The organism is Aquabacterium sp., from assembly GCF_050725395.1.
GTDB lineage: Bacteria > Pseudomonadota > Gammaproteobacteria > Burkholderiales > Burkholderiaceae_C > Aquabacterium.
In genome coordinates this window covers 174,397-199,332 of sequence record NZ_JBOHHL010000005.1, presented here as the reverse complement: position 1 = coordinate 199,332, position 24,936 = coordinate 174,397, and the positions used below count along the sequence as shown (strand labels likewise).

Here is a 24,936-nt window from a genome sequence, read left to right as displayed (position 1 = left end):
CCACCGCGGCCAGGCCATGAGGGTGAAGCCAAGCGCGGACGCAACCGTGTCGTCGCCACCACCGAAACGCCCGGCCAGATCATTCCCCACTAGGCAAGCTCGTTTTTTTTCATTATTGTCGCTTTTTTTCGTTTAGCTGACAGCCATGACGAGCACCTTGCCCTCGAAGGACGCCACGGCCACGCCCGTGGGCAGCGACTGGCGTCCCAACCCCCGCCAGATCGCGCTGCTTGAAGAAGTGCGCGCGCGCGGGGCGGTCTCGGTCGAACGCCTGGCCCTGCGCCTGAACGTGACCATGCAGACCGTGCGCCGCGATGTGCAGCGCCTGGCCGACGCGGGCCTGCTGCTGCGCTTCCATGGCGGCGTCAGCCTGCCGCGCACCGCGCCCTCGGTGGGCGCCTGGAAAGAACGCCAAGCCCTGCGCGCCGACGCCAAGGCGCGCATCGCGCGCTCGGTGGTCACCGCCATCCCCGATGGGGCCAGCATCATGCTGGGCAACGGCACCACGGTCGAGGCCATCGCGCGCGAACTGCTGCGCCGCCCCGGCCTGCGCATCATCACCCACAACCTGCACGCCGCCCAGGTCCTCAGCGAACACCCCGATTGCAAGCTGCACATCGCCGGTGGGGTCCTGCGCGGCCGCGACTGCGCGCTCGAAGGCGACAGCACCGTGGCCTTCCTGCAGCAATTCAAGGTCGACATCACCATCCAGTCGGCCATGGGCATCGACCCCGATGGCACCATGCGCGACATCGACCTGCGCGAACTGCCCGTGGCCCAGGCCATGATGAACCAGGCGCGCGAGTGCTGGCTGGCGACCGACGTCAGCAAGTTCAACCAGGCCGCGCTGGCCGAATCGGGCCGCCTGCACCACATCAAACGCGTGTTCACCGAAGCCTTGCCGCCCCCGCCCTTCCCGGCGCTGCTGCAGGAAGCCGGTGTCGCGCTCACCATCGCCCCCTGACATGGCCTTGATCCTCGCCCTGGACCAGGGCACCTCCAGTTCGCGCAGCATCGTGTTCGACGAGCACGGCCAGATCCTGGCGCAGGCCCAGCGCGAGATCCGCCAGATCTACCCGCGCCCCGGCTGGGTCGAGCACGACCCGATCGAGCTGTGGACCAGCCAACGCGACACGGCGCTGGCCGCCTTGCAGCAAGCCCAGGCGCAAGGCCATGCCCTGAGCGAGGTGCGCGCCATCGGCATCACCAACCAGCGCGAGACCACCGTGCTGTGGCGCCGCGACACGGGCGAGCCCGTGGCCCACGCCATCGTCTGGCAGGACCGCCGCACCGAAAGCCTGTGTGCCCAATGGCGCGAACGCGGCCTGGGCGACACCATCCGCGACAAGACCGGCCTGGTGATCGACCCCTACTTCTCGGGCACCAAGCTCAAGTGGCTGCTCGACCACGTCGAAGGCGCGCGCGCCGCCGCCGAACGCGGCGAACTGGCGTTCGGCACGGTGGACAGCTGGCTGCTCTGGCAATTGACCGGTGGCCGGGTGCACGCCACCGACATCACCAATGCCTCGCGCACCTTGCTGTTCAACATCCACACCCAGCAATGGGACGACGAGTTGCTGAGCCTGCTCGACATCCCGCGCAGCTTGTTGCCCAGCGTGCACCCGTCCAGCCACGAGTTCGGGGTGGCCGACGTGGGCACCTGGGGTGGGCAAGCCGAGGCCTTGCCTGGCTTGAAAGGCTTGCCGATCGGCGGCATCGCGGGCGATCAGCAGGCCGCGCTGTTCGGGCAAGCCGGTTTCGAGGCGGGCCTGGCCAAGAACACCTACGGCACCGGCTGCTTCATGCTGATGCACACCGGCGGCCTGGCCCAACCCTCGGCCAACGGCCTGCTGACCACCGCCGCCGCGCAAGTGGGCACCGCGCCCGCCCAGTACGCGCTGGAAGGCAGCGTCTTCATCGGCGGCGCCGTGGTGCAGTGGTTGCGCGACGGCCTGCAAGCCATCCGCGCCGCCAGCGAGGTGCAGTCCCTGGCCGAAAGCGTGCCCGACTCGGGTGGCGTCATCTTCGTGCCCGCCTTCACCGGCCTGGGCGCGCCCTACTGGGACAGCGACGCGCGCGGCGCCATCGTCGGCCTGACGCGCGGCAGCACCGTGGCGCACATCGCGCGCGCCGCGCTCGAATCCATCGCCTTCCAAAGCGCAGCCCTGCTGCTGGCCATGAGCCGAGACGCGGTCGCCGCCGGTGGCCACCCGGTGACCGAACTGAGGGTGGACGGCGGCGCCTGCGTGAACAACCTGCTGATGCAGTTCCAGGCCGACCTGCTGGGCATCCCGGTGGTGCGGCCCAAGGTGGTCGAAACCACCGCCCTGGGCGCGGCCTTCCTGGCCGGCCTGTCCTGCGGGGTCTACCAGGACACCGCGACCCTGGCGCGCCTGTGGCGAACCGAGCGCGTCTTCCACCCCACCCTGCCCCGCGAACGCGCGCAGGCGCTGATGGCGCACTGGGAGCGCGCCGTGAGACAGGCCTGCACCCACTGACAAAGGGAAAGACCCTGGGCCCGAATGTCGCCGGCACTTCCCTGGTGTCGCGATGCCCCCTAGGCACTGACCGGCGAGTCAGTAACATGCAGGCGGATGAACATGCCGCTGCCCACCACCTCTTTTGTCCAGTCACCCGGCGGCCGCCTGGCCGTCAAACGCTGGGGGGCCCCGGGCAAGCCCGTCATGGTGTTGGTGCATGGCTACCCCGACAACAGCAGCAAGTGGGACGCCGTGGCCCAGCACCTTCACCAGGACTTCGACCTGGTGGCCTACGACGTGCGCGGCGCGGGCGACTCCTTCAAGCCCAAGGCCGTGGCCGACTACAAGCTGGCCCGGCTGACCGAGGACTTCACCGCCGTGATCAACGCGGTCAGCCCCGACCAGCCCGTTCACCTGGTGGCCCACGACTGGGGTTCGGTGCAAAGCTGGGAGTTCGTCACCGAGCCAGCCTTGAAGGGCCGCATCGCGTCCTACACCTCGTGCTCAGGCCCGTCCTTGGACCACGTGGGCTTCTGGATGCGCGACCGCATGCGCCACCCCAGTGCTTCGGGCCTGGCCCAGTTGGGCATGCAATCGCTCAAGTCCTGGTACATCTATTTCTTCCAGCTGCCCTGGCTGCCCGAGGCCCTGTGGCGCGGGGTGCTGGGCCGCCATTGGCCCGGCCTGATGCGCTTTCTGGAAGGCACCCACATCGAGCCCAGGGCGTCGCAGGCTGAAGACGGTGCCCACGGCATCAACCTGTACCGCGCCAATGTGTTGGCCTGCATGCTGCATCCGCGCGAACGCTTCGCGCATGCCCCCGTGCAACTGCTGGTGGCCATGAAGGACCGCTTTGTCAGCCCGGCCCTGACCGCCGACCTGGCCCGCTGGGTGCCGCACCTGACACGCCGTGAACTGAACGCGGGACACTGGGTCACGCTGCAGCAACCGCAGGCTTTCGCGCAGGCCGTGCGCGAGTTCGTCGGCAACCTGGGTACACTCAAGCCATGAATGCCGCCGCCCTCCTGCCCCTGACCACCTGCGCCCCCGTCGGCGTGGCGGGGCCACGTGCGGTCGCGGCCTTCCTCAAATCCAAAAAACAGCAGCTCATCTGACCGGAGCCACGCTGTTCCGTCCCAGATGGGCGACGGAACAGCCGCTGAACGCCCAAGCCGGGCGCCATCACGACAACCTTCCCTCGCACTTCTGAACGGCCCCTTCATGCGGTCATGTTCTTCAGGAGTGTTGTCGATGTCTTCCGTCTTTTCAGGAATCTGGGTTCCGCTGGTCACGCCCTTTCACCAAGGGCCGGTCGATCACGCGGCCTTGCGGCGCTTGGTGGGCCATTGCGTGGCGCACGGTGTGCACGGCCTGGCCCCGCTGGGCACCACGGGCGAACCCGCCATGCTCGATGAGGACGAGCAGATCGCCGTGCTCGACACGGTGTTGGACAGCGCGCACGGCCTGCCCGTGGTGGCCGGCCTGGCGGGCGTGCATGGCGGCGACTTGCTGCAGCGGCTGCGGGGGCTGCGGGGGCTGAACCAGCGGCCCCTCGCCGGTGTCATGGTGCCCCCGCCTCCTTACGTGCGGCCATCGCAGCAAGGCATCGTGGACCACTTCACCCGCCTGGCCGACGCCTCGCGGGCCCCCATCGTGCTGTACGACATCCCCTACCGCACCGGCGTCACGCTCGAATTGGACACGCTGCTGACCCTGGCTGGCCACCCGAACATCCGCGCGATCAAGGACTGCGGCGGCTCGCCCGACAAGACCCAGGCCCTGATCGCCGATGGCCGGCTGGCCGTGCTGACCGGCGAGGACGCCGCCGTGTTCAGCCACCTGTGCATGGGCGGGCACGGCACGATCGCGGCCGCGGCGCAAGTCAGGCCCGACCTGTTCGTGGCCATGCACCAGGCCATCCAGGCCCAACGGCTGAACGAGGCACGCGCCATCTTCCACAGGCTGGCGCCCCTGGTGCGCACGCTGTTCGACGAGCCCAATCCCGCTGGCGTCAAGGCTGCGCTGCACCACCAGGGATGGCTGGGCAACGAACTGAGGTCACCCATGACCCCGGTCTCGGCCACCACCCAGGCCCGTGTGGCGAAACAACTGCAAGACCTGGCCGCGGCCATCCCTCCTGACAGCACGTTGTCAGGAGCCCCTCGGCACCATGAGGGCTCACTTCAACCGAACACCCAAGGAGCCCTCTCATGAGCACAGCCACCCCCACCCGCCACGCCATCCACTGGTTCGAACTGCCCGTGCGCAGCATCGACCGCACCCAGCCCTTCTACGAGCAGCTGCTGGGCGTCAAGCTCAAGCGCGAGAACTTCGGCGGCGCCGACATGGCGGTCTTCCCCTCCGACGACGGCGGCATCCACGGCTGCCTGCTGGCCGAACCCAATGTGCCGCTGGACAACCATGGCGCCGCCCTGGTCTACCTGAACGCCAACCCCAGTCTGGACGATGCCCTGCAGCGCGTCGAAGCCGCGGGCGGGCGGATCATCAAGCCACGCCAGGAACTGCCCCCAGGCATGGGCTGCTTCGCGCACGTGACCGACCCGGAAGGCCGGCGCGTGGGTTTGCACGCCCAAAGCTGAGGACAATACCGGCACCATGCGCCGCGCCGACCGACTCTTCCAACTGCTGCAACTGATGCGGGGCCGCCGCCTTTCGACGGCGGAATGGCTGGCGCAGCGCCTGGAGGTGTCGGTCCGGACGGTCTACCGCGACGTGGCGGCCTTGCAGGCGCAAGGCGTGCCCATCGACGGCGAGGCCGGCGTAGGCTACCGGGTGGCGCACGACTACAACCTGCCACCGCTCATGTTCACCGCCGAACAAGCCCAGGCCCTGGTCGCGTCGGTGCGCATTGCGCGCCATCGGCTCGACCCGGCGCTGGCCGCGCAGGCCGACAACGCCTTGAGCAAGATCCTGAGCGTGCTGCCCCTGGACAGCCGCGCCGCCGCGGACAGCCTGCAGCTGCACGCCATCGCGCGGCCGCACGAGGCCCTGCACCTGGACCGCCTCGGCCACCTGCGCCGCGCCATCGAGTCGAAATGCGTGGTCAACATCCAGTACCAGGACGTGAACGGCCAGCCCACGGGCCGCTGGCTGCGCCCGCTGGCCTGCCTCTACTGGGATGCGGTCTGGACGCTGTCGGCCTGGTGCGAGCTGCGCGAGGATTTCCGCCAGTTCCGCATCGACCGCATCCAGCAGATGGACGTCGGCCCGCGCACCTTCACCGACGAGCCCGGCAAGACGCTGGCCGATCTGTTCCGACAGATCAGCCAGCCCATGCCGCGCTAGCGTCCGGCTGAAAGGCTCACTCCACCGTGGTGGTGCAGGTCTTGCCGCCCAGGTCGGCCGTGAGGCCGCTCACTGTGGGGATCGTCTTGCCCTTCAGGCTTGTGAAGGTGAAGGCCGTGCTGCCCTTGGCCGCGATGGTCTGATTGGCCGTGACCGGCGTGGCCTTCACGGTGGTACCCACGACCTTGAGCTTGGCGTTGCTGCTGGCGATGATGAAAGGACTGGCGCTGTAGGTCCAGCCCACGTTCCAGCCCGTCAGCGGCGCATCGCCCAGGTTGGACACCGTCACCTTGACGGCGAAGCCAATGAGGTTGTTGGTGCTGGTGATCTTGTAGCTGGCCGTGCAGGCCACCACGGGCGCAACGTAAGGCGTCATCAGGAAACCGCCGGCTTCGATGATGTTGGGCCCGCCGGACGGGATCTTGACCAGGATCTGCCCGGCATCGTTGATGTCGTAGGCGGCGTCCAGGACCGTGCCGGCCGGCAGCGAACCCGGCACCAGCAAGGTGTTGAGGTCGATCGCCTTGCCGTCAACCCACATGGTGGCGCGCTGGACGCCATTCGCATCCTGGGCAGATCCGACCACCACACCCAACTTGTTGATGGCCCGCGCCGTGCTGTTCTGGCCACCGAGCGTGCCCAGGTCGACGATCGCGTTGCTGTAGGCATCCCACCGCGTGGCATGCCGGGCGGCGTCGCCAGCGGTCTGGGCCTGGCCCACGATCACGCCGTCGTCGTTGATGTCAAAAGCGTTGCTGCTGCTGCCCCCCAGCGTCCCCAGGTCCGAGCCGAACGAGCCGGACCACGCGGCCGCGTGCTGTGCGGACTGTCCGGACAGCTGGTAGGACCCCACCGCCATGCCGCCATTGCCCAGGGCCCTCAAGACATTGCCGCTGCCCAGCGTGTTGAAGTCGAGCAGCCACTCGCCGCTCAGCAGGTAGAGCCCGGTGGTGGTGGCCACCAGCCCATGGTCATTGACCGCCACGGCGTCCTTGATCGACACAACGGACTTGCCCGGCAGGTCCTGCAGGGTCCACGCAGGCGCCGGCTTGGGATAATCGGCACCGCTGTAGTCGTATCGGCCGATCAGCTGGCCCACGTTGTTCAGGCCGACCAGCGAATAGTTGGTGCGGGGCGCGATGGGGCTGGCCGACTTGAGTTCACCGCTCGCCGTCCAGAACAGCGCACCGCTGTACAGGCAGCAGGAAGGCGATGTGACCACCCCCACGATCTCGCCCAGGTTATTGATGGCGACGGGGGTCTGGTGGTTTTGCTGGTTGCCCAGTTCCTTGAGCACATACGCAGTGGACGCCGTGGCCGCATGGCCCACGCCGGCCAGCCAAAGACTGGTGGCCAGCAAGGTGGCCTTGAAGAATCGAGACTTCATGTTTCTCCCTTGTATAGATTTTCAGGACAAAGCGCATGCAGGCCCATCGGCCATTGCACGCTTTGCGTCAGCATAGTGGCCGGTGTCGACACAATCCATCCGCAAAACCACGCGGGTGCCACCCTTCCTATAATCCTGGATTCCCCTTTCCACAGGCTGGAAGCCCGCATGACGCAAGCTGGGCACCAGCCTGATCTTGTCTTTGCGGTGCACCCATGAGCGATTCAGCCGAAAACCAGCCCTACGACCCACGCGCCACCGAGGCGCGCGCCCAGCAGCACTGGAACGAGCGCGACGCCTACCGCGTCACCGAGGACAAGTCCAAGAAGCCCTTCTACGCCTGCTCCATGCTGCCCTACCCCAGCGGCAAGCTGCACATGGGCCACGTGCGCAACTACACGATCAACGACATGCTCACGCGCCACCTGCGCATGAACGGCCACAACGTGCTGATGCCCATGGGCTGGGACGCCTTCGGCCTGCCGGCGGAAAACGCCGCGCTCAAAAACAAGGTGCCGCCCGCGCAATGGACCTACGACAACATCGCCTACATGAAGAAGCAGATGAAGGCGATGGGCCTGGCGATCGACTGGTCGCGCGAGGTCGCCACCTGCCAGCCTTCTTATTACAAGTGGAACCAGTGGCTGTTTTTGAAGATGCTGGAGGCCGGCATCGCCGAGCGCCGCACGCAGACCGTGAACTGGGACCCGGTCGACCAGACCGTGCTGGCCAACGAGCAGGTGATCGACGGCAAGGGCTGGCGCTCGGGCGCGCCCGTTGAAAAGCGCGAGATTCCTGGCTACTACCTGAACATCGTCAAGTACGCGGATGAACTGCTGAGCGCCGTCGCCAACCCCGAGGACAAGAACTACCTGTCGGGCTGGCCCGAGCGCGTGCGCGTGATGCAGGAGAACTGGATCGGCAAAAGCGAAGGCGTGCGCTTCGCGTTCAAGCACGACATCAAGGGCGCCGATGGCGCACTGATCAACCACGGCCAACTGTGGGTCTTCACCACGCGCGCCGACACCATCATGGGTGTGACCTTCTGCGCCGTGGCGCCCGAGCATCCCCTGGCCACGCACGCGGCCGCATCCAACCCCAAGCTGCAGGCCTTCATCGAAGAGTGCCAGAGCGGCGGCACCACCGAAGCCGAGCTGGCCACGCAAGAGAAGAAGGGCCAGCCCACGGGCCTGTTCGTCAAGCACCCATTGACCGGTGACCAGGTCGAGGTCTGGGTCGGCAACTACGTGCTGATGTCCTATGGCGATGGCGCCGTGATGGGCGTGCCCGCGCACGACGAGCGCGACTTCGAGTTCGCCAAGAAGTACGGCATCGCGGTCAAGCAAGTCATCGCCGTGGAAGGCGAGGCCTTCGACACCGCCGCCTGGAAAGACAGCTACGGCGACAAGCAAAAGGGCGTGTGCGTCAACAGCGGCGTGCTCAACGGACTCACCCACAAAGAGGCCGTGAACAAGGTCGCCGAGCTGCTGGCCGCCCAAGGCATCGGCGAGAAGAAAACCACCTGGCGCCTGCGCGACTGGGGCATCAGCCGCCAGCGCTACTGGGGCACCCCCATCCCCATCATCCACTGCGGCGATTGCGGCCCCGTGCCCGTGCCCGAAAAAGACCTGCCCGTGGTCCTGCCCGAAGACGTGGTGCCCGATGGCAGCGGCAACCCGCTCAAGCTGCGCCCCGACTTCCTGAACGTGGGCTGCCCGAAGTGCGGCAAGCCCGCCCAGCGCGAAACCGACACCATGGACACCTTCGTGGATTCGTCCTGGTACTTCCTGCGCTACACCGCGGCGGACAACGCCACCAGCATGGTCGACGAGCGCACCGAGTACTGGATGGGTGCGGCCAACGCCCCTGGCGACCGGGGCATGGACCAGTACATCGGCGGCATCGAGCACGCCATCCTGCACCTGCTGTACGCGCGCTTCTGGACCAAGGTGATGCGCGACCTGGGCCTGACCCAGGTCGACGAACCCTTCAAGAAGCTGCTGACACAGGGCATGGTGCTCAACCACATCTACTCGCGCAAGACCGCGCAAGGCGGCGTCGAGTACTTCTGGCCGCACGAGGTCGAACACGTGATGGACGACAGCGGCAAGGTCGTCGTCGGCGCCAAGCTCAAGTCCGATGGCTCGGTGGTGGACTATGGCGGCATCGGCACCATGTCCAAGTCCAAGAACAACGGCGTGGACCCGCAGGAGCTGATCGAGCAGTACGGCGCCGACACGGCCCGCCTGTTCGTCATGTTCGCCTCGCCCCCCGAGCAGACGCTGGAGTGGAACGACTCCGGTGTGGAAGGCGCGCACCGCTTCATCAAGCGCGTGTGGAACTTCGTGACGCGCAACGCCGAGCTGATCAAGCCCGGCTTCGGCGTGGACCGCACACAGCCCGTGGCTTTTTCAGACGAGGCCAAGACCCTGCGCCGCGAGATCCACACCATCCTGCGCCAGGCCAATTACGACTACGAGCGCATGCAGTACAACACCGTGGTGTCGGCGCTCATGAAGATGCTGAACACGCTGGAAGCCGCCAAGCTGCCCGCCACACCCGAGAACAGCGCCGCCCTGGCCGAATGCACCAGCATCCTGCTGCGCCTGCTGGCCCCCGTGTGCCCGCACATCAGCCACGTGCTGTGGACCGACCTGGGCTACGCCGAATGCTGCGGCGAACTGCTCGACGTGATGTGGCCCGGCGTCGACGAAGCCGCCCTGGTGCAGGACGAGATCGAGCTGATGCTGCAGGTCAACGGCAAGCTGCGCGGCTCGATCAAGGTCAGCGCCACCGCCGACAAAGCCGCCATCGAGGCCACCGCGCTGGCCAGCGAAGATGTCGCCAAGTTCAGCGAAGGCAAGCCGCCCAAGAAGATCATCGTGGTGCCCGGCCGCCTGGTCAACGTGGTGGTGTAAGGTGCAAGGCATGAACCGGCGCACCTTCACCTTGTCCCTGCTGGCCTTGTCGGCCAGTGCCGCGGTCAGTGGCCTGGCCGGTTGCGGCTTCGAGCTGCGCCGCGCACCGCACATGTCCTTCAAGAGCGTGCAGTTGTCGGGCTTCGCCGCCAACTCGCCGCTGGCCGCCGAACTGGCCAAGGCCCTGGAAGACGCGGGCGTGTCCGTGGTCGAGAGCACGGCCGTGGCCGCCGCGCAGCAAAACCTGCCCGCGGCCGTGGCCGCGTCCAACCCGCGCATCCTCACCTCGCACGTGGTGCTCGAAGCCCTGTCCGACACCCGCGAGCAGGCCGTGGCCTCCATCACCGCCTTCAGCCAGGTGCGCGACATTTCGCTGCGCACCCGTTTCCGCTTCCGCCTGACGCGGGCCGATGGCAGCGACATCATCGTCCCGACCGAGCTGCTGCTGACCAGCGACCTGCCCTACAACGAAAAAGACGCGCTGGCCAAGATCGACGAATCGGCCGCCATGCACCGCGCCATGCAGACCGACATCGTCCAGCAGGTGATGCGCCGCCTGGCCGTGGTGCGGCCCGAGCAACTGGCCGCGCCCTGAGCCCTTCATGCAACTGCGCCTGGACCAACTGGCCGCCCACCTGAGCAAGGTCGGCCCCGCCGGACTCAAGCCCATCTACACCGTCCATGGCGACGAGCCCCTGCTGGCGCAGGAAGCATTGGACGCGATCCGCGCCGCGGGCCGCGTGGCGGGCTTCACCGAGCGCCAGGTGCACACCGTCTCGGGCGCTTATTTCGACTGGTCCAGCCTGCTGGGCGCGGGCAATGCCATGTCCCTGTTCGGCGACAAGCAGCTCATCGAGATCCGCATCCCTTCCGGCAAGCCCGGCAAGGACGGCTCGGTCGCCCTGCAAAGCTATTGCGAACACCACGCCCACGACGACAGCGTGCTGACCGTCATCACGCTGCCCCGGCTCGACAAAACCCAGACCACCAGCGCCTGGTTCACCGCGCTCGACAACGCCGGCGTGACCCTGCGCTGCGACCCCATCGAACGCAACGCCTTGCCCCTGTGGATCGCCCAGCGCCTGGCCGCCCAGGGCCAGCAGGTCGAGCCGGGCGAAGAAGGCCAGCGCGCCCTCGCCTTCTTCGCCGACCGCGTCGAAGGCAACCTGCTGGCCGCCCACCAGGAGGTCGCCAAGCTGGGCCTGCTCCACCCGCCCGGGGTCATCACCATCGCCCAGATCGAGGACGCCGTGGTCGACGTGGCCCGCTTCAACGTCTTCAAGCTGAGCGACGCCGTGCTGTCCGGCCAGGTTCAGCGCACCCTGCGCATGATCGATGGCCTGCAGGCCGAAGGCGAGGCCGCCGTGCTGGTGCACTGGGCCCTGTCCGAAGAGATCATGGCCCTGCACCGCAGCCGCGCCGGCCTCGACGCCGGCAAACCACTGCCGATGGTGCTCCGCGAACAGCGCGTCTGGGGCCCGCGCGAGCGCCTGTTCGAGCGCGTTCTGCCGCGCCTGAAAAGCCCGGCCCTGGCCCGCCTGGTCACCTCGGCCAGCACGGTCGATGGCATCGTCAAGGGCCTGCGCCACCCCCAGTGGCCCGAAGACCCCTGGGAGGCCCTGCGCCGGCTGGCGCTGATGCTCTGCCGCCAACTCGCGCCCCAACACTGAGGGTGGTGGTGCGGTGCACCATCGCTTGAATTGGGCCGGCTTGCTGTGGAAACTCCGCACGGGCACCCACCGGCCCACTTGTTATATTGGGGAACGACCGGCATTTGAGAAGAAAGCATCCCTTGAGCGACGCCACCCTGGTGCCCCTGAACCGTTCCGAGCACATGTACTGGGCCGGAGAAGGCTTCTTGGGGCCCATCAACATGCCCTTCATGATGCGCTTCGACCGGCCGGTGGACGAAGCCCTGCTGCGCCAAGCCCTGCGCGAACTGACCACGGCCGTCCCGCGCCTGCGGGGCGTGATCGTGCCCACTGCCCTCACCTACAAGCTGCGCATCCTGCCCGACGACGCCTGGCTGGACCAACTCTTCGACGACGCCTACCGCGTGCAACCCGGCATCGACGCCACCTCGCGGTCCGCGCTGGAGCACTTCCACAGCGCCTTCATCAACGAACCCATCTCGCTGGAACGCGGCCTGCCCTGGCGCGCGCGCTTCATCCCGCACGATCAAACACCCTTGCTGGTGTTCTCCGTGCACCACATCATCGGCGATGGCCGTTCGGTCGTGCAGATGCTGACCGCCTTGCTGGGCCGGCTCAGCGGCCAGCCCATCAAGTCCGTCCCGATCGAATCGTCCAGCATGGTGGCCGCCGTCACGCCGCACAAATGGACGCAATGGCCCGCCAGCATCCAGGGCTGGTGGCGCAACAAGCGGCGCGACGAGCAAAGCAGCCGCGGCCAGAAGATCATCACCCTGGCCAGCCGCCGCAGCGAGCGCTACACCACCACCAGCGTCCGGTACCACGAGCTGCCCTGCACCTCGGACCAGCTCAAGGTGCTTGCCAAGCAGACCGGCACCACGGTCAACAACCTGGTCGTGGCCGTGATGGCCAATGCCTTCCTGACCCTGGCGCCGAACGATCCCCAGGCGGTCTCGGCCATCCGCATTTCGGTCGACCTGAGGCGCTATTTCCCGGAAGGCCAACAACCTGAATTCGGCAACTTCGTGTCCTCGTTCACCGTGCGTTCCGGCCGCCAGGACACCCTGGCCGCGCAGGTGCAATCGGTCGAAAGCCAGGTCAAGGATCACCTGTCACGGTACGAGCGACGTGAGTACGCACTTCCACTCATGTTCTACGAGGCATTGCCCTTGATGGGCCGCACCCTCTACAGCCACTTCATCGTGCAATCCAAGGCCAAGGGCTCGTTGCCCATCCTCAGTTGCCACTTCACCAACCTGGGCAACGTCGAGGCCATCCACCCGAAAGACGCCCAGGCGCGCTTCACCGAGATCTGGCCGGCCACACTCAGCACCGCCCTGCTGCTGGCCCTGGTCAACCTGGGCGGCAAATTGTTTTTCACCGTGGCTTTTCAAAACGACGAAACTGACGAAAGCGCGGTGCTGGATTTCTTCCAGCGGCTGGACCGCCAGTTCCGGGACATCACCTCGACGCCACCGCCAAACCCGGTGGCGTGACGGGCATCACGATCTGAAGGGCCTCCGACCGCCATGAGCATCCGCCAGCCCATCAAGACCTTGCCGCCACTGCCGATATTCCATGGGTCAGACACAGGTCCATGGAACAAAGAGACTCGGCATGAAGCAGCGGTTCGATCAGGTCGATGCAAGCAGATCCCACGCGGGCACCCGTTCGGAAACGGGCGCCACGCCGGCCCTCCCCACCCAACACCCAACCCAGACCGTGGCCACGCCCGCGCCCACCAGTGGCGCCTGGCTGTCCGAAGCCCTGAAGCTCTGGTGCACTGACCCCCACGCCCCCCACTGAACCCATGCTGCCCGCGTTCATGAACCCACGCCGACTCCAGGCCCGCATCGTCGCGGTGTACCTGGGCTTGCTGATCGTGGTGCAGGCCGTGAGCTACTGGTTCATCCAGGACAGCATCGACCGCAACGCGCGCGCGTCCATCCACACCGAACTGCTGACGGGCGAGAAGGTGTTCCTGCGCCTGCTCAGCCAGAACGCCGACAACCTGGCCCAGGCCACGCGGGTGCTGGCCTCCGACTACGGCTTCCGCGCGGCGGTGGCCTCGGGCGACCAGGAAACCATGCAGTCCGCCCTGGGCAACCACGGAGAACGCATCAAGGCCAACGCCGCCGTGTTCACCGACGACCAGTTCCATGTGCGCGCCAGCACCCTCCAGGCGCCCGACCACTTCGTGGCCGCCGTGCAGCGCTATGCGCGCCAGTCGGTGGCGGCCGGCACCGACCAGCACCAGGTCGAGATCATCGACGGCCAGCCCTACCAGATCGTGGCCGTGCCCGTGCGCGCGCCGGCCATCATCGGCTGGGTGGGCATGGGCTTCCCCATTGGCGACAAGCTGCTGTCCGACATGAAGGGCCTGTCGGGCCTGGACGTGTCCTTGCTGTTGCGCAAGGCCGATGGCGACTGGAGCGTCAGCTTGGCCACGCTCGAGAACAAGGACTGGCCAGCCCTGGCCAACGCTTGGGCCCGCCCGTCCGGCGCCAGCACCGGCGGCCTGACCCTGCAGGTGGCCAACGCCGAGTACAGCGGCCACCAGTTGATCCTGCCCGGTTCGCCCGGCCAGCCACCCGTCACCGCGCTGCTGATGCGCTCGGTCGACCAGGCCCTGGCGCCCTACATGGAGCTCAAACTCACGCTGCTGGTGCTCAGCGCCATCGGCGTGGCCGTCTTCGGCTTTGGCAGTTACGTGACCGCGCGCCGCATCACCACGCCCTTGCGCGTGCTCTCCAACTCGGCCCGCAGGCTGGAGCGTGGCGACTACGGTGCGGAAGTGAAGATGGCCTCGCGCGACGAGATCGGCGAACTGGCGCAATCCTTCGAGACCATGCGCCAGGCCATCCAGACCCGCGAAAGCGAGATCCGCCGCCTGGCTTATCAAGACGCCCTGACCGACCTGCCCAACCGCGAGCAGTTCCGCCACGACCTGCGCCAGGCCATCGGCCGCGCCAAGGAAGAACAAACGCCCTGCACTGTGCTGCTGCTGGACATGGACCGCTTCAAGCACGTGAACGACGTGCTGGGCCACCGCTTCGGCGACCGCCTGCTGCGCTCGGTGGCCGAACGCCTGACGCAAGAAGTGCTGGGTGAGCGCGACGTGCTGGCCCGCCTGGGTGGCGATGAGTTCGCCATCCTGCTGCAGGGCACCAATTCGCAGAAGGCCTACCCGGTCTCGCAGCGCATCCTGCGCGCCTTCGAACGCCCCATCACGCTCGACGACCACACGGTCGACCTGAGCGCCGGCATCGGCATCGCCAGCGCGCCCGAACACGGCCTGGAAGCCGACACCCTGCTCAGCCGCGCCGAAGTGGCCATGTACGCCGCCAAGCAGCAGCAGGCCGGCACCGTCACCTACCACCCCGGCCTCGATTCGACCAGCGAAGAATCGTTGACGCTGCTCAGCGAACTGCGCTACGCGGTGGACAACCACCAGCTGCGCCTTTACCTGCAACCCAAGATCAGCCTGCACACCGGCCAGTGCATCGGCGCCGAAGCCCTGATGCGCTGGGAACACCCCACGCGCGGCATCGTGCCGCCCATGCGCTTCATCCCGTTTGCCGAGCAGACCGGCTTCGTGCGCGTGCTGACCGCCTGGATCATCGAGCAGGCCGCCATCGTCAGCAAGCAGCTGAGCGACGCGGGCATGCCCATGAAGATCGCCATCAACCTGTCGACCCGCGACCTGATGGACCAGGACCTGCCCGCCAAGCTCGACAAGCTGCTCACCCAGCACGCGGTCAATCCCGGCATGCTGGTGATGGAGATCACCGAAAGCGCCATCATGGACGACCCGCAGCGCGCGCTGGTCACCCTGAACAAGCTGCACGCCATGGGGCTCAAGTTGTCGATCGACGACTTCGGCACCGGCTATTCATCGCTGGCTTATCTGAAGCGCCTGCCGGTCGACGAGCTCAAGATCGACAAGTCCTTCGTGATGAACATGGAAAGCGATCTGCAAGATGCCAAGATCGTGCGCTCGACGGTCGACCTGGCCCACAACCTGGGCCTGACCGTGGTGGCCGAAGGCGTCGAGAACGCCAAGTCCTGGAAGCTGCTGGCTGGCCTGTCCTGCGACGAAGCGCAAGGCTTCCTGATCTCGCGCCCCATGCCCTGCGAGCTGTTCGAGACCTGGGTGCGCGAGTGGACGCCGCCCGACACCTCGCACGAGTGGCTGGGCACCGAATTCGCCGCGATGATCTGAAGGTCCGAAGGTCTGAAGGCGACGACGATGGGGGCGCTTGACAAGCGCTGCCCCAGCACGTAAACCAGGCGCCTGCGCAGCGCAGTCAGGCTACGCACTTCCAAACGAATACGGAGAGTGCGAATGAATACCCAACGTGTCTTGGCGGCGGCCATTTTGGCCGGCAGTGCGGTCCTGGCCCCCTCCGTGGCCCGGGCGGGTCCGTACACCCTCACCGACTTCAGCGCTCATGGCAGTCATTTGTCCCTGACGGACATCAACAACGCAGGCGATCTGGTCGGCCAAATGCTGATCACGCTGGCCGGGCCACCTGGGGATCCCGACCCCTATGTCGAATACCACGGCTTTGTCCTCAGTCATGGCCAACTCACTGAGCTCGCCCCTTTCGGACTCCCGCAACACCCTGAGGGGGGCGTGGATCCGTCTGATTCGGTGTGGAACTATTTTGCGTACAGCGGTGCGCACGGTCTCGATCAGCAAGGCCAAGTGGTAGGCCAGGCGGACGACTGGGGCACCGTGTACGGGAGGGCCGTCACCGGTCGCCAGGGCTTTGTGTACCAGAACGGCCAGTTCACCAAATTGGGCGATTTCAACCCTGCGGGCATCAATCGGCAAGGCAAGATCGCTGGCACCGTCGGTGTGAACATCTTCCACGGGGGCTTTTACGATACCCGAGTCGCCACCGTTTATTCGAACGGCCAGTTCACCTCACTGGGAAGCTTGGGGATCAGCAGCGTCGCCCACGGCATCAACGACCAAGGCCATGTGACGGGCTCCTCCGTGCTGTCCCATGGCATGGGCCCCGATGAGGTGGAGCATGCCTTCTTGCACGACGGCACCACCCTGACCGATCTTGGCACCCTGGGCGGTTTTTTCAGCGAGGGCCTCGCCATCAACAATGCAGCCCAAGTCACCGGGTCATCCACCACTGGCGATGGCGCTTCGCATCCCTTTCTGTACACGGATGGGCAGTTGATCGACCTGGGCCTGCTGGCCGGCACCTCGGAAGGCAGCGGACTGGACATCAACGCCCTGGGCCAGGTGGTCGGCTACAGCGGTGACCGCGCCTTCTTGTACAGCAATGAGCAGTTGCAGGACCTGAACGACCTGCTCGACCCAGCCACGGCGGGCGAATGGGCATTGAGTTCGGCCGTCGGGATCAATGACCGGGGCATCATCATCGGCTACGGCCTCCACAACGGGATACGCAGTGCCTTCATGCTCACGCCTGTGCCCGAGCCGCAGCTTGTGGCGCTGCTGGGGAGCGGGCTGCTTGTCCTGGCTCTTCTGACGCGGCGCCAGGCCGGAGCTCAGCCCGACGATGACGGTCGAGCCACCTCGCGGGCCAAGGCCTGGTACGCCGCAGCCTGATCGGGCAACAAACCTGACAGCGCCGTCGGCGCCTCGCCCGAGGCCAGGCCGTCCACCCGCACTTGCAACAAGCGCTGCGCATCGCCCAGGCGCGGCAATACCGGCCCCGCGAACAAAACCTGCCCCTGCCACGCCACCAGCAAGGTGGGGAAGGTCTCGACATCGATGTCCCCGATCAAGTCCGACTCGTCCTCGATGTCGATCCAGCGGTAGCGGTGGCCGGGCAGGGCGTTCTTCAAGGCCTTGAACACAGCTTCGTACTCACCACAGGTGCCGCACCAGGCCGCGCACAAACACACCACGTCCAGCGCGGGAACGGCGAGGCTCGACGATGCGGGGGCGGAAGCTGGGCTCATGGTGGCGAATATTAACCATGGCCGGACACGGGCGCCGAAGGCTTGCGCTATAAACGCAGCGTTCACGGGCTTTCAAGGAACCCCCAAGGGAGGCGCCTTCATGGATCCACACATCACCATCCTCACCCTGGGCGTCGATGACCTGGAGCGCGCCGTGGCCTTCTACCGCGACGGCCTGGGTTGGCCGAGCAAGGGCATCATCGGCGCCGACATCGAGAACGGCGCGGTGGCCTTCTTCAAGCTGCAATCCGGCCTCAGGTTGGCTCTTTGGCCTCGGACAAGCATCGCCCACGACACCGGGTTGCCGCCGACCTCGCGGGCCCCCACGGGCATGACCATCGGGCACAACGTGGCGTCGCAAGAAGAAGTCGATGCCGCGATGGCCAGGGCCAAGGCCGCGGGCGCCACCATCACCAAGCCGGCGCAAGCAACGTTCTACGGCGGCTACGCCGGCTACTTCCAGGACCCCGAAGGCCACCTGTGGGAAGTCGCCTTCAACCCGGGCCTGGCCGACCTCGGTTGACGACCCAAGCCTTTCTCTCCGCCATCCCTACCAATGGAGTCCTTCCTGGCGTGGCGAATAGACCGAAGCAGGCCATTGCGCCATGTGCGCCAGCAAGGCCTCCAGCGCCAAGCGCACCTTGGCCGGCTGAGCACCACGCTGCGGGGTCAAGGCATAGATCGGCAAAGGCGGCAAGGACCAACCCGGCAGCACAGGCACCACGCGGCCTTCGTGCAGGATGTCCACCGTGTCGTGCGCAGCCAGCACGGCCAAGCCCATGCCCGCTTCGCACATGTGCTGCACCCACGATTGGCTGTTGCTGCTCAGGCGGCTGCGCCAGGCGGCCTTGACGGGCACCTCCACGCCAGAGGGGTTCAGCAGGTTCAGGTGGTTGGGCAGGCGCCCGGTGTTGAGCTGCACGGCATCGTGCCCGGCCAGGTCGTCTGGATGCACGGGGATGCCGCGCCGAGTCAGGTAACTGGGTGCCGCGCACAGGTGCATGCGCAGGAAACCCAAGGGCTGGGCCACCCAGCTGGAATCGGGCAGGCGGCCGAAACGCAAGGCCAGGTCGATGCGTTCGGCCACCAGATCGGTGTGCGCGTCGTCGGCCAGCAGGTGCAAGGACAACTGAGGGTGGTGGTGCAGCAAGGGCATCAAGGCCTGGCCCAGCACGCGGGCAAAGCCGGCCGGCGCGGTCACCCGCAGTTCGCCCACGGGCGCATCGCGCATCTCGAGCAGGGTCTGGCCCGCCCGCCGCGCCGCGGCCACCATGTCGGCGCAGCCTTCGTGGAAGCGCTGACCCGCGGTGGTCAAGGCCACTTGGCGGGTCGAGCGCACCAGGAGGGTCACGCCCACCTCTTTTTCCAACGCGCGGATGTGTTGGCTGACGGCCGAGGTGGTGGTGCCCAGGGCGCGGGCCGCGCCCACGAAGGAGCCGTGCTCCACGATGGCCGCGAAGGTGGCCATGCGTTTGAGTTGGTCGATCATGTCATGTAGTTTTTCTTAATGATGAAGGCGATTTTCAGGACTTCCCAGCCGATTGTGAAGCTTCTATTGTTGAACCATTGCAACGCACCGGAGAAATCACATGAAGATCGCACTGATTGGCGCCACGGGTTTTGTGGGCTCGGCCCTGTTGACGGAACTGCTCAACCGCGGCCACCAGGTCACGGTGCTGGCCCGCGATCCCGGCAAGCTCACCCCCGCCCCCGGGCTCACCGTGGTTCAGGCCGACGCGCAGAACGCCGAGCAGGTCGCCCACGCGGTCAAGGACCATGAGGCGGTGGTCAGCGCGTACAACCCCGGCTGGTCCGTGCCCGACCTGCACGACCAGTTCCTGAAGGGCGCGCGCGCCATCGTGTCGGGCGTCAAGGCGGCGGGCGTCAAGCGCCTGCTGGTGGTGGGCGGCGCGGGCAGCCTCTTCGTGGCGCCTGGCGTCCAGTTGGTGGACACGCCCGAATTCCCGGCCGAGTGGAAGCAAGGCGCCTTGGCCGCGCGCCAGGCCTTGAACGAACTGCAGACCGAATCCTCGCTGGACTGGACCTTCGTGTCGCCCTCCATCCTGCTGGAACCCGGCGCGCGCACTGGCCAATACCGCCTGGGCACCGATGCCCCCTTGATGGCCGCGGACGGCGGGCCTGGCCGCATCTCCACCGCCGACCTGGCCATGGCCATCGTGGATTCGCTGGAACAAGGCAGCCATGTGAAGCAACGTTTCACGGCAGCGCATTAACGTTCAATCAGGCAAACCCTCAAGTCAGTTACACCGTGGTCGATATGAAAGGACCAAGGTGTCGCTGCAACCGGTGCATTGCTCGACACGCAGGCATCCATCTGAGGGACTTCATGCCAACGCACCTGCCGACCGTCACCGCGAAGAACAGCCTCGATGTCCAGTCCCATTGGGACCGGGCTCAAACCATGGCCCACATCGGCTCGCTGGAGCTGGACTTCGTTCGCCAGACGTCATTCGTCTCGCCCCGACTGTGCGACATGCTGGGCCAGCCCGTGGGCTGGGCACCGCCGGCGCTGGAACTGCTGCGCCTGCATCCCGAGCACGAACAAGACAACATCCAGCAACTGTGGCGCGGCGCCTTCAAGCACCGGCGCACCCACATCCAGTACCAGTGCTCGGTCATCCATGGCGGCCAGACCCGGCACCTGCACTACCAGGGCGAGATCAGCTACTCGGACGACGGCGAGCCCACGACCTTGTTCGCCGTGGTGCAGGACCTGACCCAGCACAAGCAAAGCGAGGCCATGCTGCAAGCCGGCAGCAACCTCAAGGCCCTGGAAGACGCCACGCCCGACACCATCGCGCACTTCGACCTGGACTGCCGCCGCACCTACGTGAACCCGGCCATGCTGCGCCTGAGCGGCGTGCCCGCCGAGGCCTTCCTGGGCCGCAAGCCCACCGACGATTCGAGCAGCGACCAGGCCCGCGAGCTCGAAGCCGAACTGCGCACCTGCATGCAGGAAGGCAAACGCCGCCGCTACCTGTACACCTACTACTACTTCAATGAACGCGGCATGATCCGCGGCATCGCCGACCTGGCCATCGTGCCCACGCACAATGCCGAGGGCGAGGTGGTGGGCGCCTTCACCATCGGCCGCGACATCTCGGCCCTGAAGGAGGCGCAAAGCCAACTGGAAGACGCGCAACGCATGGCGCGCATGGGCCATTGGAGCCTGGACCTGGTGCTCAAGGAAGCGCAGATCAGCAGCGTGGGCCGCGACCTGCTGGGCCTGCCGCAAGACAAGCACCTGAGCTTCAATGACCTGCTGGACCATTTCCCGGCGTCGCAAGTCAGCGGCATCGTCGCGTCCTACCAGCAAGCGCTCGAACAGCAGCGCGAAGAGTTCCGCCACGACGCCAGCCTGACAGGCGCCAATGGTTCGCTCAATGAACTGCACAGCTGGGTGCGCATCGAGTACACGGCCAAGGGCCGCCCCGTGCGCGTGATGGGCGTGACGCAAGACATGACCGCCCTGCGGACCCTGGAACGCCAGACCCACCAGCTGGCCTACTACGATGCCCTGACCCACCTGCCCAACCGCGCCATGCTGCGCAATGCGCTGCAACAGGCCATCTCGGATTCGACCCGCCACCAGCTGACCTTCGGCCTGGTGATCCTGGGCATCGACCATTTCCAGAAGGTCAACGATTCGCTGGGCCAACCCACGGGCGACGCCTTGCTCAAGGCCATCGCCAGCCGCCTGACACAGCACCTGCGCGGCTACGACACCGTGGCCCGCATCGGCGGCGACGAGTTCGCCATCGTGGTGCCCAAGATCCGCCAGGCGCTGGACGTGGGCGTGACCTTGAGCCACTTGAAGAACGCCTTCCGCGCACCCATCCACCTGGCCGACACCGAGATCATGGTCACCGCCAGCGCGGGCATCTCGGTCTTCCCCTTCGACGGCGTGGCGGCCACCGAATTGATCGCGCATGCGGACGCGGCCATGCACCACGCCAAGCGCTGCGGCCGCGACAACTTCCAGTACTACTCGCCCGAACTGACCAGCAGCGCGCTAGAGCGCCTGAAGATCGAGAGCGACCTGCGCAAGGCCGTGGTGCGGTCCGAGCTGGAGCTGTTCTACCAACCCAAGGTCGACCTGACGACCGGCCGCATGGTGGGCGCCGAGGCCCTGATGCGCTGGCGCCATCCCACACGCGGCCTGGTCCCGCCCGACCAGTTCATCGGCATCGCGGAAGACACCGGCCTGATCCTGGGCATGGGCGAATGGGCGCTGCACAGCGCCTTCGCGGCAGCCAAGCGTTGGAACGACCAGGCCGCGGAGCCCTTGAAGATCGCGGTCAACCTGTCGCCCAAACAGTTCTACAACAACGACCTGGTGGCCACGGTGTACGCAGCCATGGAAGCCACTGGCTGCAAGGCCGAATGGATCGAGCTGGAGATCACCGAGAGCCTGCTGCTCAACGACCCGGCCGAGGTGCGCTCGACCTTGCAACGCCTGCACCACATGGGCATCAGCATCGCCATCGACGACTTCGGCACGGGCTACTCGGCGCTGTCCTACCTGGCGCGCTTCCCGGTCAATGTGCTGAAGATCGACCGCTCCTTCATCCGCGAGCTGACGACCAACCCGGACAGCGCGGCATTGGTGCAGGCCATCGTCAGCCTCGCCCGTGGGCTGCGCATGACCTTGGTGGCCGAAGGCGTGGAAACCGGTGCGCAGCGCGACGAACTCAAGCGCTTGGGCTGCGAGCTGGCGCAAGGTTTCCTGTACAGCAAGCCCGTGCCGGTGGACCAGTTCGACGGGCTGATCACCTCCTGGCAGCCGCCGGCCTAAGCCTGCGCACCTGGGCGGAACGGCAGGCTGAGGCTCACCGTCACGCCTTGCCCTGGCGAGGCCGAGATGGCCAAGGCGCCCCCCGCCGCCGCCACGCGCTCGCGCATGCCGATCAGGCCGATGCCGGCGCTGTGGCCGCTTGCCGCGTCGAAGCCTCGGCCGTTGTCCTCGATCACGATGTGCAGGTGTTCGCCATCGGGCGCCTTGCTCAGTCGCACCGAAACCTGGCTGGCCTGCGAATGCTTGACGATGTTGTTCAATGCTTCCTGGGCGACACGGTAGGCCGGCATGGCCAACTCACCCGGCAAGTCCGGCAGACCGGGCTCGGCGTGGTAGCTGAAGCGGGCCTGGGGAAAGACGTGGCCCGCGTTGCGCACCAGCTCTTCCACGGCCCCGGCCAGGCCCAGGGTGTCGATGACCTCGGGACGCAGGCGCTTGACGATGTCGCGCGTGGTCGCGTAGATGGACTCGGCGGTGGTCGCGATGCGGCGGGCATCGCCCTCCATGTCGGGCTCGCCCAGGCTGCGCGCCCGGGCCGCCAGGCCGCTGGCCTCCAGACGCACGGAGATCAGCGCCGCGCCCAGGTGGTCGTGGATGTCCAGGGCGATGCGTCGGCGCTCCTCTTCGACCACGGCGTTGCTGTGCACGATGAGGCGGCGCTTCTCGGCATCGGCCTGGCGGGCCAGCTTGACCGCGTCCTCCAACTCGCGCGTGCGGGTCGCGACCTGCTGTTCCAGCTCATGGCGTGCGCCGTCCAGGGTTTCGGCCATCCGGACGATGGTGGTCTGCAACTCGCCCAGTTCGCCTTCGTGGCGCTCGCCCAGCTGGACATCGAAGCGGCCCTGCCGGATGGCGCGCAAGGCCGCCATCACCGAGCCCAATGTGTCGCGCAAGCGCCGGGCCAGGCGCAAACCCACCAAACAGCTCAGCACCGCCGCGCCCAGCACCAGCGCGAAGGCCACCATCAAGGCGCGGCGCTTGGCCTCCAGAATCGGGGCTGGCGACATCGTCACACGCACTTTGCCAATGACCCTTTCAGGCCCCGAGGTCGGCGGGGCCGGCGAGGGTTCGAACAAGTCGACCTCGGGCAGCGATTCGATCTGGATGGGCACCTCGAAGGTGTCGGACTCGCTGGGCAAGGTGTCCTGGCAGTCGGAGGCCACGGCATGGTTGATGGTGTCCATGATGTCGATGCAGGCGATGCTGGGGTCGGCGTCCAACAGGTGCCGCAGCGTGGTGCGCAGGTAGGCCACATTGCCCGACACCAGGCCGTACTGGCTGCTTTGGGCCATCGAGGTGGCGATGAGTTGACCGCGCGCGGCCACGTCGCGGCGCACGTCGGCCTGGGCCGTGAAGTACAGCGTGGCCGTGACGGCGATGAACATCACGCTCGCCGGCAACACCGCAATGGCCAGCAAGCGCGCCGCGATGCCCCACCCTTGCCAGAAACGCCCGGCCATCAGCCTGCCCTCCCCGTGGGGCGGTTGCCCAGCCGCAGGATGCGGTCGTTCAAGGGCACGCCCAGCGAGCGGGCCACGCTCTCGTTGACGGCCACCCGCCAGTACTGGGGAAAGCGCGGCTCCGGCAGAACCTCGGCGGCGGATGGCGAGCCCAGGCCATCGAGCAGGTCGACCAGGTCGGCCACCACGTCGTCGGTCGAACAGTAGGCCGTGGCCAGCGTGCCCGCGGCCACGGTGGCCGAAGAGAAACCCACCACCGGCATGCCACGCCGGTAGGTCGATTCCAGGATGGCCCGCAAGGTGTCCGGGGTGTACAGCGCGCTGTCGGGCACGGCCAGCAGCACCTGCGCGCCCCTCAGGCGCGTGAGCGACCGCACCACGTCCACCGAAGGGGCCACGCGCTCCACGAGCAGGTCCAGCCCCGTGGCCGCCGCGGCATGGCGAAGGGGACGCTCAAGGTAGGAGGACGCGTCCGACAACAGCACGCCCACATTGGCGCGCCCCTCGAAGATGGCCGAGATCAGCTGCAGCTGTGCAAGCGGAGACGCCTCGGCGTAGATGGCGGTGACGGTGCCTTTCTCGCGGCCCGCTTCCTGCGCCAGCAACTGCCGGTACACCTGGCTGGACGCCAGCACCGACACCAGCGGCCCCCTCGCGCCGGACTCCAGGGCCCGCCGCAGACCGGCCGACCCGATGGCCACCTGCGTGACGCCGCCCTGGTTCCGGCGAGCCTCGGAGGAGGGTGCAGGCAACTCGGCTTCGACCACCAGCCCGGGGTAACGCAGCTTCAAGTCTTGCAGGATCTGCCGGCCGGAGGCCGTCTCCACGCCCATGATGAGGCGCAGTTCGCGGGGCGCGCCCGCCGTCGCAGCAGCCTTTGCCACACCGCACGCTGCCCAGGGCGCCCAACCCAGGCCAGCCAGCATGCGCAGGGAGTGTCGGCGGGTCAGTTCGGGCTTCAAGGCGAT

Annotated in this window: 21 protein-coding genes; 16 read left to right on the top strand and 5 right to left on the bottom strand. The window is 67.0% G+C overall.

Annotated elements, in window-relative coordinates; all coding sequences use genetic code 11:
- Nucleotides 1-145: 145 nt before the first annotated feature.
- From ACREB4_RS05595 to ACREB4_RS05570, 6 genes are all read left to right on the top strand, one after another.
- Nucleotides 146-964 carry a DeoR/GlpR family DNA-binding transcription regulator gene (locus ACREB4_RS05595; RefSeq protein WP_431587213.1) on the top strand — a complete coding sequence of 273 codons (819 nt, stop codon included), beginning with the start codon at nucleotides 146-148 and terminating at the stop codon, nucleotides 962-964.
- Nucleotide 965: 1 nt separating this feature from the next.
- The gene (glpK, locus tag ACREB4_RS05590) at nucleotides 966-2,498 is read left to right on the top strand and encodes a glycerol kinase GlpK (protein ID WP_431587212.1); all 1,533 of its coding nucleotides are present in this window, start codon (nucleotides 966-968) and stop codon (nucleotides 2,496-2,498) included.
- A 102-nt stretch (nucleotides 2,499-2,600) separates the two neighbouring features.
- A complete protein-coding gene (locus ACREB4_RS05585; RefSeq protein ID WP_431587211.1) occupies nucleotides 2,601-3,491 on the top strand; it encodes an alpha/beta fold hydrolase in 891 nt (296 codons plus the stop codon).
- A 240-nt stretch (nucleotides 3,492-3,731) separates the two neighbouring features.
- The gene (gene dapA / locus ACREB4_RS05580) at nucleotides 3,732-4,694 is read left to right on the top strand and encodes a 4-hydroxy-tetrahydrodipicolinate synthase (RefSeq protein WP_431587210.1); all 963 of its coding nucleotides are present in this window, start codon (nucleotides 3,732-3,734) and stop codon (nucleotides 4,692-4,694) included.
- Nucleotides 4,691-5,080, top strand: coding sequence for a VOC family protein (locus ACREB4_RS05575; RefSeq protein WP_431587209.1), 390 nt, complete (start codon nucleotides 4,691-4,693; stop codon nucleotides 5,078-5,080). Before dapA ends, ACREB4_RS05575 begins: the two co-directional genes overlap by 4 nt.
- A 16-nt stretch (nucleotides 5,081-5,096) precedes the next feature.
- On the top strand, nucleotides 5,097-5,786 hold the full coding sequence (locus ACREB4_RS05570) for a helix-turn-helix transcriptional regulator (protein ID WP_431587208.1): 690 nt from the start codon (nucleotides 5,097-5,099) through the stop codon (nucleotides 5,784-5,786).
- 16 nt (nucleotides 5,787-5,802) lie between these two features.
- Here ACREB4_RS05570 and ACREB4_RS05565 read toward each other — a convergent pair whose 3' ends face one another.
- The gene (locus tag ACREB4_RS05565) at nucleotides 5,803-7,173 is read right to left on the bottom strand and encodes a cellulose binding domain-containing protein (RefSeq protein ID WP_431587207.1); all 1,371 of its coding nucleotides are present in this window, start codon (nucleotides 7,171-7,173) and stop codon (nucleotides 5,803-5,805) included.
- 215 nt (nucleotides 7,174-7,388) lie between these two features.
- On the opposite strand from ACREB4_RS05565, the gene leuS reads away from it, so the two are divergent.
- From leuS to ACREB4_RS05530, 7 genes are all read left to right on the top strand, one after another.
- Nucleotides 7,389-10,091: a leucine--tRNA ligase gene (leuS, locus tag ACREB4_RS05560; protein WP_431587206.1), complete on the top strand. Its 2,703-nt coding sequence runs from the start codon at nucleotides 7,389-7,391 to the stop codon at nucleotides 10,089-10,091.
- A 10-nt stretch (nucleotides 10,092-10,101) separates the two neighbouring features.
- Nucleotides 10,102-10,686, top strand: a complete 585-nt coding sequence (gene lptE / locus ACREB4_RS05555) for an LPS assembly lipoprotein LptE (protein WP_431587205.1) — start codon at nucleotides 10,102-10,104, stop codon at nucleotides 10,684-10,686.
- A 7-nt stretch (nucleotides 10,687-10,693) separates the two neighbouring features.
- Complete coding sequence (gene holA, locus ACREB4_RS05550; protein WP_431587204.1) at nucleotides 10,694-11,761, top strand: DNA polymerase III subunit delta; 1,068 nt, start codon at nucleotides 10,694-10,696, stop codon at nucleotides 11,759-11,761.
- A 122-nt stretch (nucleotides 11,762-11,883) separates the two neighbouring features.
- On the top strand, nucleotides 11,884-13,239 hold the full coding sequence (locus ACREB4_RS05545) for a condensation domain-containing protein (RefSeq protein ID WP_431587203.1): 1,356 nt from the start codon (nucleotides 11,884-11,886) through the stop codon (nucleotides 13,237-13,239).
- A gap of 121 nt (nucleotides 13,240-13,360) precedes the next feature.
- On the top strand, nucleotides 13,361-13,549 hold the full coding sequence (locus ACREB4_RS05540) for a hypothetical protein (protein WP_431587202.1): 189 nt from the start codon (nucleotides 13,361-13,363) through the stop codon (nucleotides 13,547-13,549).
- Between the two features lie 19 nt (nucleotides 13,550-13,568).
- Nucleotides 13,569-15,965, top strand: coding sequence for a putative bifunctional diguanylate cyclase/phosphodiesterase (locus tag ACREB4_RS05535; RefSeq protein ID WP_431587201.1), 2,397 nt, complete (start codon nucleotides 13,569-13,571; stop codon nucleotides 15,963-15,965).
- 123 nt (nucleotides 15,966-16,088) lie between these two features.
- Complete coding sequence (locus ACREB4_RS05530; RefSeq protein WP_431587200.1) at nucleotides 16,089-17,336, top strand: hypothetical protein; 1,248 nt, start codon at nucleotides 16,089-16,091, stop codon at nucleotides 17,334-17,336.
- Here the strand turns inward: ACREB4_RS05530 and ACREB4_RS05525 are convergent.
- Nucleotides 17,276-17,692 carry a thioredoxin family protein gene (locus ACREB4_RS05525; RefSeq protein ID WP_431587199.1) on the bottom strand — a complete coding sequence of 139 codons (417 nt, stop codon included), beginning with the start codon at nucleotides 17,690-17,692 and terminating at the stop codon, nucleotides 17,276-17,278. The two genes, ACREB4_RS05530 and ACREB4_RS05525, sit on opposite strands and share 61 nt — an antisense overlap.
- 100 nt (nucleotides 17,693-17,792) lie before the next feature.
- On the opposite strand from ACREB4_RS05525, the gene ACREB4_RS05520 reads away from it, so the two are divergent.
- Nucleotides 17,793-18,215, top strand: a complete 423-nt coding sequence (locus ACREB4_RS05520) for a VOC family protein (protein ID WP_431587198.1) — start codon at nucleotides 17,793-17,795, stop codon at nucleotides 18,213-18,215.
- Nucleotides 18,216-18,242: 27 nt separating this feature from the next.
- On the opposite strand, the gene ACREB4_RS05515 is transcribed toward ACREB4_RS05520, so the two are convergent.
- Nucleotides 18,243-19,181, bottom strand: coding sequence for a LysR substrate-binding domain-containing protein (locus ACREB4_RS05515; protein ID WP_431587197.1), 939 nt, complete (start codon nucleotides 19,179-19,181; stop codon nucleotides 18,243-18,245).
- Nucleotides 19,182-19,281: 100 nt separating this feature from the next.
- Here ACREB4_RS05515 and ACREB4_RS05510 point away from each other — a divergent pair, with 100 nt between their 5' ends.
- Nucleotides 19,282-19,926: an NAD(P)-dependent oxidoreductase gene (locus ACREB4_RS05510; RefSeq protein WP_431587196.1), complete on the top strand. Its 645-nt coding sequence runs from the start codon at nucleotides 19,282-19,284 to the stop codon at nucleotides 19,924-19,926.
- A 113-nt stretch (nucleotides 19,927-20,039) separates the two neighbouring features.
- Nucleotides 20,040-22,508 (top strand): sensor domain-containing protein, encoded by a 2,469-nt coding sequence (locus ACREB4_RS05505; RefSeq protein WP_431587195.1) that lies wholly within the window; start codon nucleotides 20,040-20,042, stop codon nucleotides 22,506-22,508.
- On the opposite strand, the gene ACREB4_RS05500 is transcribed toward ACREB4_RS05505, so the two are convergent.
- Together ACREB4_RS05500 and ACREB4_RS05495 are read right to left on the bottom strand one after the other, a co-directional pair.
- Nucleotides 22,505-23,968 (bottom strand): HAMP domain-containing sensor histidine kinase, encoded by a 1,464-nt coding sequence (locus ACREB4_RS05500; RefSeq protein WP_431587194.1) that lies wholly within the window; start codon nucleotides 23,966-23,968, stop codon nucleotides 22,505-22,507. The genes ACREB4_RS05505 and ACREB4_RS05500 overlap by 4 nt on opposite strands.
- Complete coding sequence (locus ACREB4_RS05495; RefSeq protein ID WP_431587193.1) at nucleotides 23,968-24,930, bottom strand: hypothetical protein; 963 nt, start codon at nucleotides 24,928-24,930, stop codon at nucleotides 23,968-23,970. Before ACREB4_RS05495 ends, ACREB4_RS05500 begins: the two co-directional genes overlap by 1 nt.
- Nucleotides 24,931-24,936: the final 6 nt, after the last annotated feature.